Genomic DNA, 16,115 nt, shown 5'->3' with positions numbered 1-16,115 from the left:
GCTTAGTCTTTCCATTCATAAAGTGTAATTTTGCCGTATACCGGATCCGCCAGCTTACTTGAATCATACGTTTTGATTTTCCGCAAATGTCCGGTCAGCGATACACCTTGTGACTGGAATCCCTTCACTACATGATCCGTTATATAAATTTTAGCATGTGGATAGTTCGTTTGATGTTGTAAAAAAAATGAAAAATGTAAGGCTTGTTCATACGGAAAGGTGACACGAAGGTATTCGAGCACCCTCGCTTCTTCCCATGTGTACAAAACAAACCGTTCCTTCCTCTGTTGTAAATCATATGCTAATTGATAGGTGGCTGGCAAGTGTAAGGCTTGCTCACGCAAGTTCCATGTGCCAACAACAAGCTGGATCACAAGAACAGCGAGAGTAAACAGCTTCTTATACGCCGGCATCCCTCTGTCCAAAAAACGAAGCCATCCATAAAAAAGTAAAAAGTGAACAATGGGAAGAGCATGGCGCGGCTTCTCAATATTTTGAGCAAACAAAGCCCAAATCCCATACATAAAAATGCAAATAAGCAGCCAGCGCGGAAAAGAGAAGCGTCGGACAGAGTAAAACGCCCAAACGAATAACGCGATATATATTGTCAACAAGACGAAAGTACGACTAGAGAGACCAATCCAAACCATATTATGAAATAAAAAATAGCTTGTTCGCTCCCAAAGCGACTGCTGATCCGTTGCGGCCGTTCCTCCCCATTCCTGAAAATGCCCATTCGTAAACGAAAAAGCCAGTTTAATAAAGCTCATCAAGCCTCCTTCTGTCATAGCAACCCCTATGATCCAAATGGATTGAAACATGGCGGCCAAAAAAATAAAGAGCAACAAACGAGAGATTTTTCGATATTTTCGCCAATCTTCATACCATACAAAAGCGAAAGCAAGGGCAAAAGGAGCGTATGAAAGCCGGATGCCTAACAGCAAACTAAATACAAACAAAGACAATAGTTGAGCGTGCCAAGAAAGCCTAGTTTTGGCCCGCTCAATCGCCCATAGATACCACCATAAAACCGCTAATGCCGCTCCGTCCGACATCGGCTGAAGACAAATCAATACGACATAGCTAGCTGATTGCACTAGCACTGTAACAATCCATGCTTTTTCTTTTGAACTATATTGTGTTGCCAGCAAAAAAATAGGCACTGAAGCTGATGCGAGCATCATCACATTAAAAACGGATAAAGCTTTTGCCGGATTAGCGACAAACGAATGAACGAGCATTCCTCCCAAAACAAAATAAGGATAGCCAGGAAAATGAGGTTGCATCGCTAATAAATCATAGCGGTCTAAAGCAAAGGCAAAATCCACTTGGTCCCACGATGCAGCATATGGACTTGCATAGTAGATTTCAATTCCAAACAGCAAAACCAGTGCTAAAAAACCAAAATATGACATATATCGATGATTTCCCAGAAAATATTTTTTCATCTCATTCACCTTCACAAATGAAAAAGTACAAGACCTTTATGTCCTGTACTTTTTACATAATTTGCTTCGTTTTGGGTTCAAGCGTTTGCGAATCAGCGCTTGTTGGTTCCCCCTTTTTTGCGTGTCGACTATTAATGAGCAAAGAAATGACGACAAAATAACCAATATAAGCAACGATTTCTTCAAGAGAAGGCATCGCTGAATAGCCAAATAACGCTTTTAAAAAGACGCCGATGTTCCCTGAAAGCAGCGGATGCACCCCGTGATCGCGAATATAGTGCTCATAATCAATAGGATGTTCAGGCAGCAGCCATGTTAAATCATATACATGAGGCATCACGCTACCAATAATATTTAAATCTTGCAGCATTGAAATCGCTTGAACGAGCAGACCGGCTGCAATCAATAGAATAAAAGCTCCTGTGACTTTAAAAAAGGTTTTGAGCGGAATGCGCATCGTTCCTTTAAAGAAGAAATAGCTTACTAGCGCAGCAAGCAGCACACCAGTAATGGCTCCCCAGCCTTGCATAGCGGCACTGATATTTCCTCCTGTGATGGCTGCAAAGAAAAAGACCGTTTCAACCCCCTCACGGAGCACCACTAAAAACGAATGGATCACCATCCCAATGACATTTCCTGTAGTAATAAAGCGATCCATCTTTCCTTCCATATTTCTTTTCATGTCGCGGCTATGCTCAGCCATCCAAAACACCATTTGTGTCAATAAGATGGTCGAAACAAGCATAATCGAAACTTTTAAATACATTTCGCTGCCCATTGCCGCAAACCCGGTAAAAACGACCTGAAAAAGAAGAGCCACTCCAGCGCTTGCCAGCACCGCCAAGCCGGCCCCCAGCCATACATATTTCGTATATTTCGTATGATTCACTCTCTTTAAATAAGAGGTAATAATTCCGACGATAAGCAGGGCCTCTAATACTTCACGAAACGTAATTAACAGCGCTTGAACCTCCATCAGCAGCTCTCCTTTCTAAACGGTCAGTTTCGTTTCCGGCGCACGGCATAGATGACAACCGCAACAATAGCCGCCACTAATACAAGAAGCGGAAGCCAGTTTTTTACCTTCGATAAATCTGTCCATTCGTTTTGACTTGATGCCGTTTCCTTTTTTTCAGTGGCGTTCTCTGAAAAATGCCCAACTTTTAAGCTTTTCAATGCAAACTGCTTTTGCAGCGAGCTCAAAATCGTTTGTTCGCTTTTTTTAAATTGCTCAACATTCGATTGTTTTTGACCGACGCCAAACAATCCCGGATTTCCTAATGATTGCAGCGCTTTATTAAACTCGTCCCGCAACCGTTGATCAAGCTCAGCGTCTTGCGATTGAACAGCGGGAGAAAGGGCTTCATATGTAGCAAACGCTTTCGCTAATAATCGTTTACTTGTTTCGTACTGGTCAAAATTCTCCTCAATATTTTCAAGACGGCGGGCAATATTTAAAACAAGAACTTTCTTCATATCTTTTATAGTCGCTTCTTTATCTTTTTTCTTAATATCAGCCAGCACCGTTTCCACTGGCTCCTCCCCCATATGCATCTCAATTTCTTCCTTCACCGTTTCAAAAATCGTTTTGGCTTCAGAAAAGTTTGGCGGCTCCTGATTCAGCTTTTCAGCCATTTGTTTATAAGCCTCTGCTATTTTTTCTTGATTTGGATCACCGTATGAATAAGCCAAAACATGGTTCGGAACGTAATTGAGAATGAATATCAATAACAAACAAAAAAATAAGCGCATCGCCTTCATCCAATGATCTCCTCCCACATATTCAATGATAATGATTATCACGATTCCTGTCAATCATGCACTGTATGCATTCATGCAACTTGATATTGATAGGTTTACCTCGATATAAAGCTTAGAGCTTTTTCCACCGTCGGGCATCCGAACAACAATGCTTGGCCAACCCACGAATAGGTCTGAAAGCCGTGCTGTTCCAATCTTCATCACGCGAATGCGTGACAAAAAGGCAAGCCTGTGGACCTGCCTTCCTACCATGGAGCTCGTTCAATCTTTCAGCTGCATTTTAGATAGACGACAGAGCCCATCACCCGCTTTTCGGCAGCCGACCATGCCGCGTTTGTCATACGAAGCTGCGATTGAAAGAAATCTATCTTATTACTGAAAAGAGCGAAGCCTCCCTTTCTTAGAAAAGCGCGTTTATCCATTCCGCGCTCTGTCCCGCTAGGAGCATTGCTTTTTAACCATATCGGGCAATCGATGGGCTGTAAAGTCGATGTCGACTTTTTTTACAGGGCGCTTCATTTCTTTCCATATTGCCGGAAAAACCGCTGACATATAGGCCCAAAACTTAATAAACGAACGGCCCGTTGTCCTTGCTTTATAACGGATGGGCACTTCTTTCATCCGAAACCCTTTGCGAACTAAATGAAGGGTCAATACTTGGGCATAATTATAGTCATGAATAATATGCGCATGCTCCATTGCTTGACGCGAAAAAGCGCGCATACCCGACTGGCCGTCATAAATCCATGTTCGTAGGAGCAAAGATTGCAGACATGTGAAAAAATAATTGCCGATGCGGCGATGCCATTTCATTCCGCGAATTTCACCAAGAAAACGCGATCCCATCGTATAATCTGCCTCCCCTTTAAAAATAGGAGCCAGTAATTCCGGAATTTGCTCCGCTGGATACTCGTTATCCGCATCAATCATTACGCTAATATCAGCACCAAGGCGCAGGCATTCTTGCAATCCTTTTCTGACGGCCGCGCCAAGCCCGCAATTGCGCCCCATTTTGTATATATAGTCCGCTCCTGCTTCTTTAGCCACCGCTACTGTTTGATCGGTTGACCCATCATCAATCACTAATACGCTCACTTCTACAAGCGGATGGAAATGACGTGGTACTTTTTGTATCACCTCAGCAATAGCAGCTTCCTCATTATGCGCCGGTAGAAATACGATTACTTTCTGCTTTTTCATGATTTCCCTTCTTTCGTATCGCTTCAATCAGAACAGGTCCACGGCTATGGCTCGGATAGGGTGCTCCCAATAAATAAGCGATCGTTGGGGCAAGCGACACAAGACTATGCTTTTCTTCTACTTGTTTTCCGCTTTCTATAGTTGGTCCATACATAAAAAAAGGAACATATCGTTCACCTTCATCAAGATGACCATGTCCCCCAATTCCGTCTGATTGACCGTGGTCAGAGCAAATAATGAATGTGGCGTTTTGTAATTTTCCCTCTTTTTCGAGCCATTCGACATATTCTTGAATCAGAGCATCGGCCTCGGCGATTTTTTGAGCATATTCATCGTAAAATACACCGCGGCTGTGCCCTGTTTGATCTGTTGCAATCAACTGAATAATTAATAAATCAGGGTCTTGCTCCTTCATGATGAACTTGGCGCGTTCTATAATGTTTCGATCCGCAACATCATTCTTCATCACCGCGGTTACCGTTTCAACATCGGCGCCAAACGAATCAACAAGATGGGCAATTCCTAACAATCGGCCTTTTTTGCCAACTTTTCTAAGCGAATCAAAAATGCTTTCTACTTTTATGCCCAGCTTCCATACCATATTTGATTGAATGCCATGCTCAAATGGATATGTGCCCGTAAACATGGAAGTAAAACAAACGACCGTACGAGCTGGATAAACAGTCTCCATTTGCTTAAACTCCGTTCCGTTCTTGCGCAATGCTTTTAAAAATGGCGCTTCGGCTTGCTCAAAGCGGTCTTTCCGCATTCCGTCAATGACGATCACAATTACTTTTTCATTGAGTGCACGCTTCGGTTCTTCTACATTATTCGTGTAGGTAGGAATTACTTTCGGCTTCCAATCAAATAAATATTTATGGAGAATAAAAGAAAATAAAAAAACAAAAGCGTAATAAAGCCCGAGAGCTTCATATGAAATCATTTTCCAATCCATGCTGATCTGCTCATAGCTGTATTGCCAAAGGGACAATAGCAATAAAAATTTCGGAAGCTGTTCTTGGGCATTGCCGCTCGTCGAATCACTATTTTTTAATACAAGCTTCCAAAATCGAGTAAAATTCCACCAGGTTGTACCAATTCGCAAATGATAATAGAGCGTTCCCCAAAAAAAGACGGTAAAAAAGAAGTAGAGCCCGACAGCTAACAATAATAGCTTCACATCGGTAAATGGCCACACAAGCAAAAACACGATGTATGGAATCCATAAATAATTCCGCAAAAATAACGGATAATCATATCGGTAATACATCACAAAAAGCGGAAGCACAAGCAGCAAACCAAGCAAAAGCGGCTTTATATGCTCCCCTTGTCCGATATCCATACTATGATAAAGCAGCATTGTACCAATGACAAAAATAGGGGTAAATGGCTTTCCTTCATTTAATAAATTCCAACAACGGGCTGCAATTTTTTCAAACTTCGAGGCTTTTTTCATTTGAGTCCCCCTCCCCTTCCATCAACAAATGCATCTGGTTCATCGCCTTCGGAAATAGTAAACATATCATAGCGCCATTCTTATAATCACAAACATAAGTATAAATCCTATCGTTCGTATGACCCATATATCTTGTATTTACGCCTCATATTCTCTCGCCCACTCAATCGTTTTTTCCAATCCTTTTTCAAATGGAACCGTTGGTCGATAATCGAAAGCCTGCTGCGCTTTTGTAATATCGGCCCATGTTTCTTTCACATCCCCCTTTCGTTCTGATGCATAGTTTACTCTCATTTTTGGAAAATAAATCCGCAGCTTCTTTAACAATTGCTCCATTGTAATCGGCCGTCCCGAACCTAAATTAAACGCATCGTTTGGTCCGTTGCGCCGCAAAGCTAAAACCATCCCGTCGACAATGTCATCAATAAAAGTATAATCGCGCGCCGTCCTCGTTCCATACACCACAATTTCTTCCCCGCGAGAAAGCAGATGAATAAATCGGCTGATCGCCATATCCGGTCGTCCCCAAGGACCATAGACTGTAAAATAACGAAAAATGGTAAGCCGATAGCCAAATAAATGAGCATAAGCATGACAAAATGATTCTGCGCCATATTTTGCAGCAGCATAGGGAGAAATAACGTTTCCTGTCGCCATCTCTTCCTTGAGTGGTACTCTCTCTTGATTACCGTATACTGAGGAAGAAGAAGCGAACAAAACATGCTTGGCCCCTGAGCGTCCCGAAGCAGTCAAAACATTAATCGTCGCTTTAATATCATAATCAACATAATCAAGCGGCTGTAGCAAAGACTTTGGAACGCCAGGCAAAGCCGCTAAATGATAAACACAATCGGGTTGATATTGCTTAAAAATGGATTCAGTCCGTTTCTCGTCAAGCAAATCTACGTCATATAGATGCACATCGTATCCGCTTGTCAAAACCTGAAATTGCCTCCGCTTTCGTTCTGGAGAATAATAAGGATGGAAATTATCAATCACCGCAACACGATGTCCGAGAGAAAGGAGTTTTTTTACGAGGTGACTGCCAATAAAGCCAGCTCCTCCTGTTACTAAAACATTCAATGACTTCACCCCACTACACTTTTCCCCATTCATCGTACCACAACAAGAAAGCAAAGACACGATATTCCGTTTCTAACAGCAAAAGCGTCCTTATCTCCAAACAGATTGTGATTCAAAAATGAAGCTTCATTGCAAATCGATTATAGAGAGAATAATAATCAATGTCAATAATCACCATCACATCTCTTAGATTGATTTTATCCAAACAGAAAAGAGCCTGTTGATAAAAAGCAGGCTCCTTTTCCTATTTAAACTTTAATAAAGGATGGGAAAAATTCGTTTCCAATCACTTCTCCTTGAACGACTGCTTGTTTTTGTTTACTGTGATGGAGTGGTAAAAGAGGAAATAGTAATTCAGCTACGCGATAGGCCTCCTCAAGATGAGGATAACCTGATAGAATGAAATGTTTAATCCCTAATTGATGGTATTCTAATAAACGATTGGCTACCGTTTGCGGATCCCCTACTAAAGCTGTTCCCGCCCCGCCTCTTACAAGACCAATTCCTGCCCATAAATTCGGGCTAATTTCCAACGACTCTCTCCGGCCGTTATGCAGTTGCTTCATTCTTTGCTGACCGATCGAATCGTAGCGAGAAAATACCCGCTGTGCTTCTTGAATGGTTTTTTCATCTACATATTGAATCAAGCGATCCGCTGCTTCCCACGCCTCTTTTTCCGTTTCACGCACAATGACATGAAGGCGAATGCCAAATTCGATATTTCTTCCGTGCTGTTCCGCTAATTTTTTCACACTCGCAATTTTCTGTTCCACTTGTTTCGGCGGTTCCCCCCATGTCAAATAGACATCACTATGTTTGGCAGCTACACGCTGGCCGGCTGATGACGAACCTCCGAAATAAATCGGCGGATGAGGTTTATTTACAGGCGGAAACAGCAGTTTTGCTCCCTCTACCTTCAAATGATTTCCTGAAAATGTTACCTCTTCTCCGCTTAACAGCTGGCGCCAAATCGTTAAAAATTCATCTGTCGCCTCATATCGCTCATCATGGCTTAAAAATACTCCATCCCCTGCAAGCTCTACCGGATCTCCTCCAGCTACCACATTAATCAGCAAGCGCCCTTCAGACAAACGATCAAGCGTGGAGGCCATTCTTGCAGCAAGAGTAGGTGTCATTAAGCCTGGCCGAACGGCTACAAGAAATCGAAGCTGCCGAGTTTCCGCTGCCAATGCTGCAGCAAGTAGCCATGGATCTTCGCATGACTTTCCCGTCGGAATCAATACCCCCTTATAACCAAGGCGATCCGCTGCTTGAGCAATTTGCCGAAAGTACGTATATTCTGCTTCACGCCCACCTTTAGTCGTTCCAAGATAGCGACCATCCCCATGAGAAGGAATAAACCATAATAGTTCCATTCTTTTTCCCCCTTTTCCCATTTAAAAGTTAAACCGATGCTTTTTCTATGGAGATTGAGCGAATCAGATCCTCTAGCCGCTGCTTTGCGTCTCCTTGAAAGGTGATTTCTCCTCTTTCATCCTTCTCAATCGCCTGATCTAATATAAAGACTCCATGCAAAATCTCCCGCGCCCCTAAAATAGAGAAAATCGGCTTTAAGGAATATTCAATCGATAACAAATGAGCGATTGTTCCTCCCGTAACCACCGGGGCAATGATTTTGTTTGCAAAAGCCTTCTCTGGTAATAAGTCGAGAAACGCTTTTAAAATTCCTGTATAGCTCCCTTTGTAGACAGGGCTTAAGACAATGATGGCGTCAGCTCTTTCAATTAGTTCATGTGTATGTCTTATCGCTTCACTAGTAAATTTAGCGTGTAATAAATCCTCTGCCGGCAAATCGCGAACGTGAATGCATTGAGCATCGTGATTGCGTTCTTGGAGTTGTTTTTGCAAATAATTCGCCACTTTGGCCGTTTTTGATTGCTTGGATGGACTTCCTGAAATTAAAATAATGTTTGCCATTTGATCTTCCTCCTTGTTCGTTTTACATCGTTCCTTTATACGTATCCTGCCAACGAAGCAGCCATTTTTCCAACAGTCGTACAAACGAATCGGTTACTTTTCCAGCGAGTGCGAATAAGATAATCCCTACAAATACAATATCTGTATTGCTAAATTGTCTTGCATCCATCATCATATAGCCAATTCCTTCCGTTGACCCCATCAGCTCTGCAACCACAAGGCTAAGCCATGCTGCCCCTAAAGATAAGCGAATGCCTAGCAAAACATTAGGAAGAGCAGAAGGAAAAATAAGCAGCTTAATTTTTTGCCACGTATTAAAGTGAAAAATACGCGCCACATCAAACAATTTGGCATCGACTCCCCTTATGCCGAGAAAAGTATTTACATAAATAGGGAAAAATGCTCCTTTAGCAATAAGCAGGACCTTGGAGGCTTCACCAAACCCCAACCATAAAATAAACAAGGGAGCTACCGCCAAATGCGGAATCGTACGCAGCATTTGCAGCGTTGGATCAAGCACCTCTTCTGTTCTTGTTGAAAAGCCAACAGCAATTCCCGCGATTAGGCCTGCAGCTGCTCCAATTAAAAACCCGGATAGTGCGCGAATGGTGCTAATTTTCAAGTGCATGACTAGCTCCCCAGAGAGGATGAGCTTGTAGGTTGCTGTTGCGATATCGAACGGGGTTGGCAAGACCGTTTTAGAAACCTCTCCAAATTGTCCGAACAGCTGCCAAATAATGAGAATGGCTAGCGGGATGAGGAGCGGTGATATCCATTTTCGCGCTTCTACCTTTTGAAACGGGATTTTGCTCCAAGCTCTCCTCTTCAACGGAGGATTGGCCACAATCGTCGTTTTATTCATTCTGTTTCTCACCTTCTTTCTTTAATTCTTGTAATGCCTTGTTAATATAGCGATTATCAACAACCTTGCTTACATCAATTTTTGTTTTGATAACCTTTTGTTCATATTGAAAATCTGCAGTTTGTTGCTGTGCCTGAATAATATCCTCCGTAATCGGTTCGTTGAGTGGCGGATTGTTCTGCAATGCTCGTATTACGACTTGTTTATCCAATTTCTTAGCTTTGGCATAAAGATCAACAGCTTCCTCAAAATGTTCGTTTTGCCAGCGGCGGACTTGCTCATATACTTTTAAAAATTTGACTGTTAAATCCGGATTTTTTTCAATAAACTTCGTACGCGCTATAACAAAACCCGGAGAGTATGCATGCAAATCTTCGCCATCTGCAATCACTCTTGCTTGTTTTTTAATCACTTCATATGAAATAAATGGTTCCCAAATAGCCCAAGCATCTACCTTTTTTGTTTCAAAGGCGGCCTGTGCTTCATCTGGCTGCAGCTGAATCATTTCAATGTCAGATGCCTTTAAGCCTGCATATTCAAGCGCTTTATATAAAAAATTGAAACCGCTACTTCCTTTAGCCACTGCGATCTTTTTCCCTTTTAAATCTTTTAAATCATGAATGCTGCTGTCCTTGGGAACAAGGATCGCATCTCCCTTTTCTCCATTTGATCCTTTACTAATTTCCTTAAAATCAATTCCAGCTGCTTGAGCAGAAATAACTGGAGAATTTCCAACAGCTCCAAAGTCGAGATTATTGGATGCCATCGCTTCAAAATGAGGGGGGCCGCTTTGGAATTCAATCCACTGTACCTTCACACCGTCTTTGGCAAATTCTTTTTCAAACCATCCCTTTTCCTTTGCTAGCAATAGCGGTCCTAAACTTTGCTGAATGCCGATGCGAATCGTTTTCGTTTTAGATTCCCCAGCGCTCTTAACCTCTTGCTTTGAGCATCCTGTACTTGCAATCATGAATGCTAATAGTACTAGAAAAAGATGGATTTTTTTCATATCGCATCAGCTCCTTCTCCCGTTAACATCTCTAGCTTTTTATAAAAAGAGAGGCTTCGTTTTTTTCGAATTCTTCTAAAACCTTTTGTCTCATCTCCTGAAAAGAAGCATGCGCTCGCTGGCGCGGAAATGGCAAATGGACAGGAATCGTTTTACTGATCCTCCCTGGCTTTGCATTCATAATAACTAATTTCGTCCCAAGGTAAACGGCTTCATCTAAGTCATGAGTGACTAAAATCATCGTAATTTGCTTGCTTTTCCATATTTCAAAGAGGACATCCTGCAAATGCTTCCGCGTAAACGCATCAAGAGCGCTAAAAGGTTCATCCAGCAATAAAACTTTAGGCTCGCGCAACAGCGCTCTGGCAATGGCAACTCTTTGTGCCATTCCCCCAGACAATTCCTTTGGATAAGCTTTTTCGAATCCTTTTAATCTTACAATGTCCACTAATTCATCTATCTTTTGGCGAATCTGACGATCTTTTAATGGTAAATTCAGTGCTATATTTTCCTCTACTGTAAACCAAGGGAATAGGCGATGTTCTTGAAAGATAAATCCTCTCTCCGTCTCTTGATCATTGAACTTAACTGTTCCTTTGTAATCTTCATCAAGACCCGCTATGATCTTTAAGAGCGTGCTTTTCCCGCAACCGCTTGGACCAATGATCGTAACAAATTCTCCTTCTTCAATATCTAACTGAATATTTTGCAGCACAGGTACTGTGGCTACTCCATTTTGAAAGGATTTATCTGTTATCCAGACTTGAATGCTCACCAGCCTCACTTCCTTCTTTTATGTAATGATATAATAAAAAGTCAGGCATGCAGTCTTGAATATACATCGCACCTCCTTTTAATTCATATTATCCCGATGAATTAACTATGATTTTTTTTACTAAAAAAGCTTTTGATGATCTACATCAAAAGCCTTCGGTCTATCCGATCAGCCACCCTCTATTCCAAGTTAACACATCGGATTTATTGGTTAAGATTATAAGTGATAACATATTCTCTCGTCAATCCTTTTTTTACATTTTTATGTAGATACTTGTGATGTGAAATTTCATTGATTCACTTACGGTCCCTGTGCTGTATACATATGATGAATGGAACGGTATATGTCAACCTTCACAGCCGGAAGCTCTTACAGCAAATGTTTTTTTCGCCACGTATGACACAAACATTAACCTGTCACATGTCATCTATATAGTCAAAAAAAAGAGACTCAGCCAAGCTGAGTCTCTTTGTAAAGCATGTTTGCTATTACAGATGCTTTTCTAATAGTTGGGCAAGCGCTTCCTTCGGTTGGAAACCAACTGTTTTATCGACAACATCGCCATCCTTGAATACCAACAAAGTCGGGATGCTCATTACACCATATTTAGATGCAGTTTCTTGATTTTCATCAACATTTACTTTAACAATTTTTACTTTATCGCCCAAGTCTTCAGCTAATTCTTCTAATACTGGCGCAATCATGCGGCAAGGTCCGCACCATGGAGCCCAGAAGTCCACTAATGTAACCCCTGTGCTTGTTTCAGTTGTAAATGTTTGATCAGTCGCATTGACAATCGCCATTATTTCATTCCTCCTACTTTCATAATAAATGTGAATGTTGCGCGACGAAACTCGGCGTTTTTTCTCATCCAATCGCTTTTCAGCTACACATCTGTAAGAAGTATATCACTTTATAACAGAAGGTGCTAACTTTTTGCTTCAGTTCTAATATTTGCTTTCAGCCAATAATTATAACAAAAAAACGAGCAAAGCCGATAGAACTTTGCCCGTTTTCTTAAAACTTAGGAGTGAACTTTTAGCTTTTTGAATTCCTCTGTCAGCAACGGCACCACTTCAAATAAATCCCCTACGATTCCATAATCGGCTACCTTAAAGATATTGGCTTCTGGATCTTTGTTAATCGCAACAATCACTTTTGAATTGGACATGCCAGCTAAGTGCTGAATCGCCCCTGAAATTCCGCAAGCAATATATAAATCTGGAGTGACTACTTTACCGGTCTGCCCGATTTGTAAGGAATAATCGCAATATCCGGCATCGCATGCTCCCCGCGAGGCTCCCACAGCTCCTCCAAGAACATCAGCTAATTCTTGAAGCGGCTTAAATCCTTCCGCACTTTTCACTCCGCGTCCGCCAGCCACAATGACCTTCGCTTCTGATAAGTCAACGCCTTTCGCTGTTTTGCGCACAACCTCTTTCACAATGGTTCGCAAGTCTTTAATATCAACAGACAGGCTCTCTACATTGCCAGAGCGAGCATCGTCGCGAGAAAGGGCTGAAATATTGTTTGGACGAATCGTCACAAAGATGTGGCCATCTGTCACTGTCTTCTTTTCAAAGGCTTTTCCGGAGTAGATAGGACGCGTAAATAGGAGTTCTCCATCTTTTTCTTCAATAGCAACAACATCTGAAATTAATCCAGCATTCAGCTTAGTTGCTAATTTTGGCGATAAGTCCTTTCCAAGAGCAGTGTGCCCAAATACAATTCCTTCTGGCTTTTCGGCATCAATCGCTGCCATTAGTGCTTGACCATATCCATCTGGTGTGTACGTTTTTAATTGATCGCTTTCCACGACAACCACACGATCGGCGCCGTAAGCAATCAGTTCATTGGCATAAGCTTGGACGCTTTCTCCTGCTAATACAGCGACAACCTCTCCGCCTTGGGCAATCGTTTTAGCTGCCGCAATGGCCTCAAATGATACATTTCTTAATGATCCGTCACGAATTTCCGCTAATGCTAATACTTTTCGAGTCATATTGGATCCCCCCGTATGTGAAAAATAGGCTGTTTTGCTATGCCATTCGGTTTTGTTCAAAGTGATCTCCCCACCACCTACGCTTCGCTTAGAGGAGGGGGCTTCAAGCGACTTGTGCGTGTTCGCTGAACGGTAAGCCACACACAAGAACCCTTTCGCTTCCCTTCGTTCCGAAGGAGTCCGTTCGAACGATAGAGCATCCTATCCGTTGGCGATTGCCAATCGAAATTCATCTCCCCACCTACTCGCTGGCCTGTCGCCCTTCACGTTCCTTGAAGATGGAGACTTCTTTTGGAAAGCGGTTAAATTACTTTCGCTTCTGTGCGCAAAAGCGTTACAAGCTCCTTCACTTGCTCCTCTAATTCTCCTTGAAGAATTTTCCCCGCTTCTTTTTTCGGCGGCAAGAAAATTTCCACTGTTTTTGTTTTTGGCTCTACATCCTCTTCTTCGAGATCAAGATCATCTAATTCTAATTCATCAAGCGGTTTCTTTTTCGCTTTCATGATTCCCGGCAACGAAGGATAGCGAGGCTCGTTAAGCCCTTGTTGTGCTGTCACTAATAACGGAAGCGAGGCTTCGATGACTTCCTCATCGCCTTCTACATCGCGGACAACCGTCGCTTTTCCACCGTCGATCTCAAGCTTTGTAATGGTGGTTACATAAGGAATGTCAAGCATTTCTGCTACGCGTGGACCTACTTGCCCTGATCCTCCGTCAATGGCAACATTGCCCGCGAGAATCAAATCCGGCTGCTTATCTTTTAAAAATTCCGCAATAATTTTCGCGGTTGTATATTGATCGCTTTCTTCAACATCGTCTTCTGTATTGATCAAGACCGCTTTATCGCATCCCATAGCAAGAGCGGTTCGCAATTCTTTTTCAGCTTCTTCATTGCCGACCGCCACGACAGTAATCTCTCCTCCGAACTTATCGCGCACTTGGATCGCTTCCTCAATCGCATACTCATCATATGGATTGATGATGAATTCTGCTCCATCTTCATTGACTTGGCCATTTTGAATGACAATTTTTTCTTCTGTATCAAATGTGCGTTTCATTAAAACAAAAATATTCATGGAAAGCCCTCCCTGTGTGTTTATCAAACATTTGTTCACTTTTAAATATTCTGTAAATTAAAGACAATAAAGAGCGTTTTCACTTTCCTTGGAATTGCGGCGGGCGCTTTTCAATGAACGCTTGCACACCTTCTTTTCCATCTTCGGATACAAATACCTTGCCGAACAACTCCGCTTCAAGCTGTACTGCTTCATGAAAAGGCTGCGATTTTGCCGCATTAAGCAGTTCAAGCGTCGCGCTTATCGATACAGGGCTCTTTTGTGCGATTTTATTGGCTAATGCCAACGCTTCCTGCAACAGCTGTTCTTCTGGTACAGCTTTATTCGCTAATCCCCACTGAACAGCTTCCACTCCCGTGATCGGTTCAGCCGTCCACATCATTTCAGCCGCCTTTCCAATCCCTACATAGCGTGTTAAGCGCTGTGTTCCTGCAAATCCCGGAATAAGACCAAGCTGGAGCTCTGGCAATCCAAGCTTTGCATTTTCAGCCACAATGCGAATATGGCAACCCATCGCCAGTTCCAATCCGCCACCAAGAGCGGCACCATGAATAGCGGCAATAACTGGCTTTGGAAACTGTTCAAGCTTCTCCATTACCTGCTGTCCGGCACGCGCCAACTCCGTTGCCTGCTCCCTTGCACCAATGGTTGTAAATTCTTTAATATCAGCACCAGCTGAAAAAAATCTACCTTCTCCGTGAAGTAAAATGACACGAACGCGTTCATCGTCCTTCAACTGATCCAGCAGTTTTGAAAGCTCTTTCAAAACGGCGGACGACAATGCGTTCGCAGGAGGACGAGAAAAAGTGACAGTTGCAACTAATTCCTCCGTATTGACCTTCAAAAACTCCATATTTTCCTCTCCCCTTTACAAAAATCAAGAGGCTGAACAGCCTCTTATTAGCAGCTCATGAACCGGTTTGGCCAAAGCGGCCAAGTCATACTTCTGTTCATTCATCACCCACGTTGTCACCGTTTCGTCAATTGTTCCAAAAATCATCTGCCTTGCTAAGCGGACATCCAAGTCACTGCGAAACTCGCCAGACTCTACTCCTTCATTAATGATTTGTTCCACTACCCGCAAATAACCTTTCAGCACTTCATTAATACGAGTGCGCAATTCTTTGCTTGATTGACGCAATTCAAGCTGGGTTACAATCGCCAAGTGATGATCAGCTGACAGAAGCTCAAAATGTTTTTTAACTAACATATATAACTTCTCTGAAGCACTCGAAATTCCTTCAATTTCTTTTTGAATTTTTTCAATAAACGAACCCATTTTTTCTTGAAAAAGTGACACAAGAATATCTTCTTTATTTTTAAAGTAGAGATAGATGGTTCCATCGGCTACACCTGCTTGCTTAGCGATTTTCGAGACTTGTGCATGGTGATAGCCGTTTTCGGCAATTACAATGACTGCCGCTTCAATAATTTGCATAAATTTTGGACTGTTACGTTTCAATCGTCATTCCCCTTCTTCAAACATGAATGAATAATCATTCATG

General features: G+C 42.3%; 16 protein-coding genes. All 16 read right to left on the bottom strand.

Features of this window, described 5'->3' with window-relative positions:
• Window positions 1-2: 2 nt before the first annotated feature.
• The gene (locus B6A27_RS10740) at window positions 3-1,448 is read right to left on the bottom strand and encodes a nucleoporin-interacting protein (RefSeq protein ID WP_080862103.1); all 1,446 of its coding nucleotides are present in this window, start codon (window positions 1,446-1,448) and stop codon (window positions 3-5) included.
• 52 nt (window positions 1,449-1,500) lie between these two features.
• Window positions 1,501-2,424 carry an FTR1 family iron permease gene (locus B6A27_RS10735; RefSeq protein ID WP_044742972.1) on the bottom strand — a complete coding sequence of 308 codons (924 nt, stop codon included), beginning with the start codon at window positions 2,422-2,424 and terminating at the stop codon, window positions 1,501-1,503.
• Window positions 2,425-2,447: 23 nt separating this feature from the next.
• Window positions 2,448-3,209 (bottom strand): hypothetical protein, encoded by a 762-nt coding sequence (locus B6A27_RS10730; protein ID WP_080862102.1) that lies wholly within the window; start codon window positions 3,207-3,209, stop codon window positions 2,448-2,450.
• A gap of 438 nt (window positions 3,210-3,647) precedes the next feature.
• Window positions 3,648-4,409, bottom strand: a complete 762-nt coding sequence (locus B6A27_RS10725) for a glycosyltransferase family 2 protein (RefSeq protein ID WP_080862101.1) — start codon at window positions 4,407-4,409, stop codon at window positions 3,648-3,650.
• Window positions 4,369-5,865, bottom strand: a complete 1,497-nt coding sequence (locus B6A27_RS10720; protein ID WP_080862100.1) for an alkaline phosphatase family protein — start codon at window positions 5,863-5,865, stop codon at window positions 4,369-4,371. The genes B6A27_RS10725 and B6A27_RS10720 overlap by 41 nt, the downstream gene beginning before the upstream one ends.
• A 138-nt stretch (window positions 5,866-6,003) precedes the next feature.
• A complete protein-coding gene (locus tag B6A27_RS10715) occupies window positions 6,004-6,948 on the bottom strand; it encodes an NAD-dependent epimerase/dehydratase family protein (protein ID WP_080862099.1) in 945 nt (314 codons plus the stop codon).
• A 248-nt stretch (window positions 6,949-7,196) separates the two neighbouring features.
• A complete protein-coding gene (gene ssuD / locus B6A27_RS10710) occupies window positions 7,197-8,324 on the bottom strand; it encodes an FMNH2-dependent alkanesulfonate monooxygenase (protein ID WP_080862098.1) in 1,128 nt (375 codons plus the stop codon).
• 28 nt (window positions 8,325-8,352) lie between these two features.
• Window positions 8,353-8,886: an NADPH-dependent FMN reductase gene (ssuE, locus tag B6A27_RS10705; RefSeq protein ID WP_080862097.1), complete on the bottom strand. Its 534-nt coding sequence runs from the start codon at window positions 8,884-8,886 to the stop codon at window positions 8,353-8,355.
• Window positions 8,887-8,908: 22 nt separating this feature from the next.
• Window positions 8,909-9,748, bottom strand: coding sequence for an ABC transporter permease (locus tag B6A27_RS10700; RefSeq protein ID WP_066146330.1), 840 nt, complete (start codon window positions 9,746-9,748; stop codon window positions 8,909-8,911).
• Window positions 9,741-10,718 (bottom strand): aliphatic sulfonate ABC transporter substrate-binding protein, encoded by a 978-nt coding sequence (locus B6A27_RS10695; RefSeq protein WP_369815482.1) that lies wholly within the window; start codon window positions 10,716-10,718, stop codon window positions 9,741-9,743. Before B6A27_RS10695 ends, B6A27_RS10700 begins: the two co-directional genes overlap by 8 nt.
• Before the next feature lie 70 nt (window positions 10,719-10,788).
• Window positions 10,789-11,532: an ABC transporter ATP-binding protein gene (locus tag B6A27_RS10690; protein ID WP_066146337.1), complete on the bottom strand. Its 744-nt coding sequence runs from the start codon at window positions 11,530-11,532 to the stop codon at window positions 10,789-10,791.
• Between the two features lie 488 nt (window positions 11,533-12,020).
• On the bottom strand, window positions 12,021-12,335 hold the full coding sequence (trxA, locus tag B6A27_RS10685; protein ID WP_044742977.1) for a thioredoxin: 315 nt from the start codon (window positions 12,333-12,335) through the stop codon (window positions 12,021-12,023).
• A gap of 221 nt (window positions 12,336-12,556) precedes the next feature.
• Window positions 12,557-13,534, bottom strand: coding sequence for an electron transfer flavoprotein subunit alpha/FixB family protein (locus tag B6A27_RS10680; RefSeq protein ID WP_066146340.1), 978 nt, complete (start codon window positions 13,532-13,534; stop codon window positions 12,557-12,559).
• A gap of 302 nt (window positions 13,535-13,836) precedes the next feature.
• Complete coding sequence (locus B6A27_RS10675) at window positions 13,837-14,610, bottom strand: electron transfer flavoprotein subunit beta/FixA family protein (protein WP_080862096.1); 774 nt, start codon at window positions 14,608-14,610, stop codon at window positions 13,837-13,839.
• A gap of 79 nt (window positions 14,611-14,689) precedes the next feature.
• Complete coding sequence (locus tag B6A27_RS10670; RefSeq protein WP_080862095.1) at window positions 14,690-15,463, bottom strand: enoyl-CoA hydratase; 774 nt, start codon at window positions 15,461-15,463, stop codon at window positions 14,690-14,692.
• Window positions 15,464-15,487: 24 nt separating this feature from the next.
• On the bottom strand, window positions 15,488-16,072 hold the full coding sequence (locus B6A27_RS10665; protein WP_080862094.1) for a fatty acid metabolism transcriptional regulator FadR: 585 nt from the start codon (window positions 16,070-16,072) through the stop codon (window positions 15,488-15,490).
• Window positions 16,073-16,115 lie beyond the last annotated feature (43 nt).

The organism is Anoxybacillus sp. UARK-01, assembly GCF_002075365.1.
Lineage (GTDB): Bacteria > Bacillota > Bacilli > Bacillales > Anoxybacillaceae > Anoxybacteroides > Anoxybacteroides rupiense.
Note: the sequence above shows the minus strand (reverse complement) of the source record. Positions and strands in the feature narration are given on the sequence as shown.

Bases quoted from the DNA above. Each gene is read 5' to 3' on its own strand.
- B6A27_RS10740 (WP_080862103.1), bottom strand. From the start codon at position 1,448: ATGAAAAAATATTTTCTGGGAAATCATCGATATATGTCATATTTTGGT.
- B6A27_RS10735 (WP_044742972.1), bottom strand. From the start codon at position 2,424: ATGGAGGTTCAAGCGCTGTTAATTACGTTTCGTGAAGTATTAGAGGCC.
- B6A27_RS10730 (WP_080862102.1), bottom strand. From the start codon at position 3,209: ATGAAGGCGATGCGCTTATTTTTTTGTTTGTTATTGATATTCATTCTC.
- B6A27_RS10725 (WP_080862101.1), bottom strand. From the start codon at position 4,409: ATGAAAAAGCAGAAAGTAATCGTATTTCTACCGGCGCATAATGAGGAA.
- B6A27_RS10720 (WP_080862100.1), bottom strand. From the start codon at position 5,865: ATGAAAAAAGCCTCGAAGTTTGAAAAAATTGCAGCCCGTTGTTGGAAT.
- ssuD (WP_080862098.1), bottom strand. From the start codon at position 8,324: ATGGAACTATTATGGTTTATTCCTTCTCATGGGGATGGTCGCTATCTT.
- ssuE (WP_080862097.1), bottom strand. From the start codon at position 8,886: ATGGCAAACATTATTTTAATTTCAGGAAGTCCATCCAAGCAATCAAAA.
- B6A27_RS10700 (WP_066146330.1), bottom strand. From the start codon at position 9,748: ATGAATAAAACGACGATTGTGGCCAATCCTCCGTTGAAGAGGAGAGCT.
- B6A27_RS10695 (WP_369815482.1), bottom strand. From the start codon at position 10,718: ATGATTGCAAGTACAGGATGCTCAAAGCAAGAGGTTAAGAGCGCTGGG.
- trxA (WP_044742977.1), bottom strand. From the start codon at position 12,335: ATGGCGATTGTCAATGCGACTGATCAAACATTTACAACTGAAACAAGC.
- B6A27_RS10680 (WP_066146340.1), bottom strand. From the start codon at position 13,534: ATGACTCGAAAAGTATTAGCATTAGCGGAAATTCGTGACGGATCATTA.
- B6A27_RS10675 (WP_080862096.1), bottom strand. From the start codon at position 14,610: ATGAATATTTTTGTTTTAATGAAACGCACATTTGATACAGAAGAAAAA.
- B6A27_RS10670 (WP_080862095.1), bottom strand. From the start codon at position 15,463: ATGGAGTTTTTGAAGGTCAATACGGAGGAATTAGTTGCAACTGTCACT.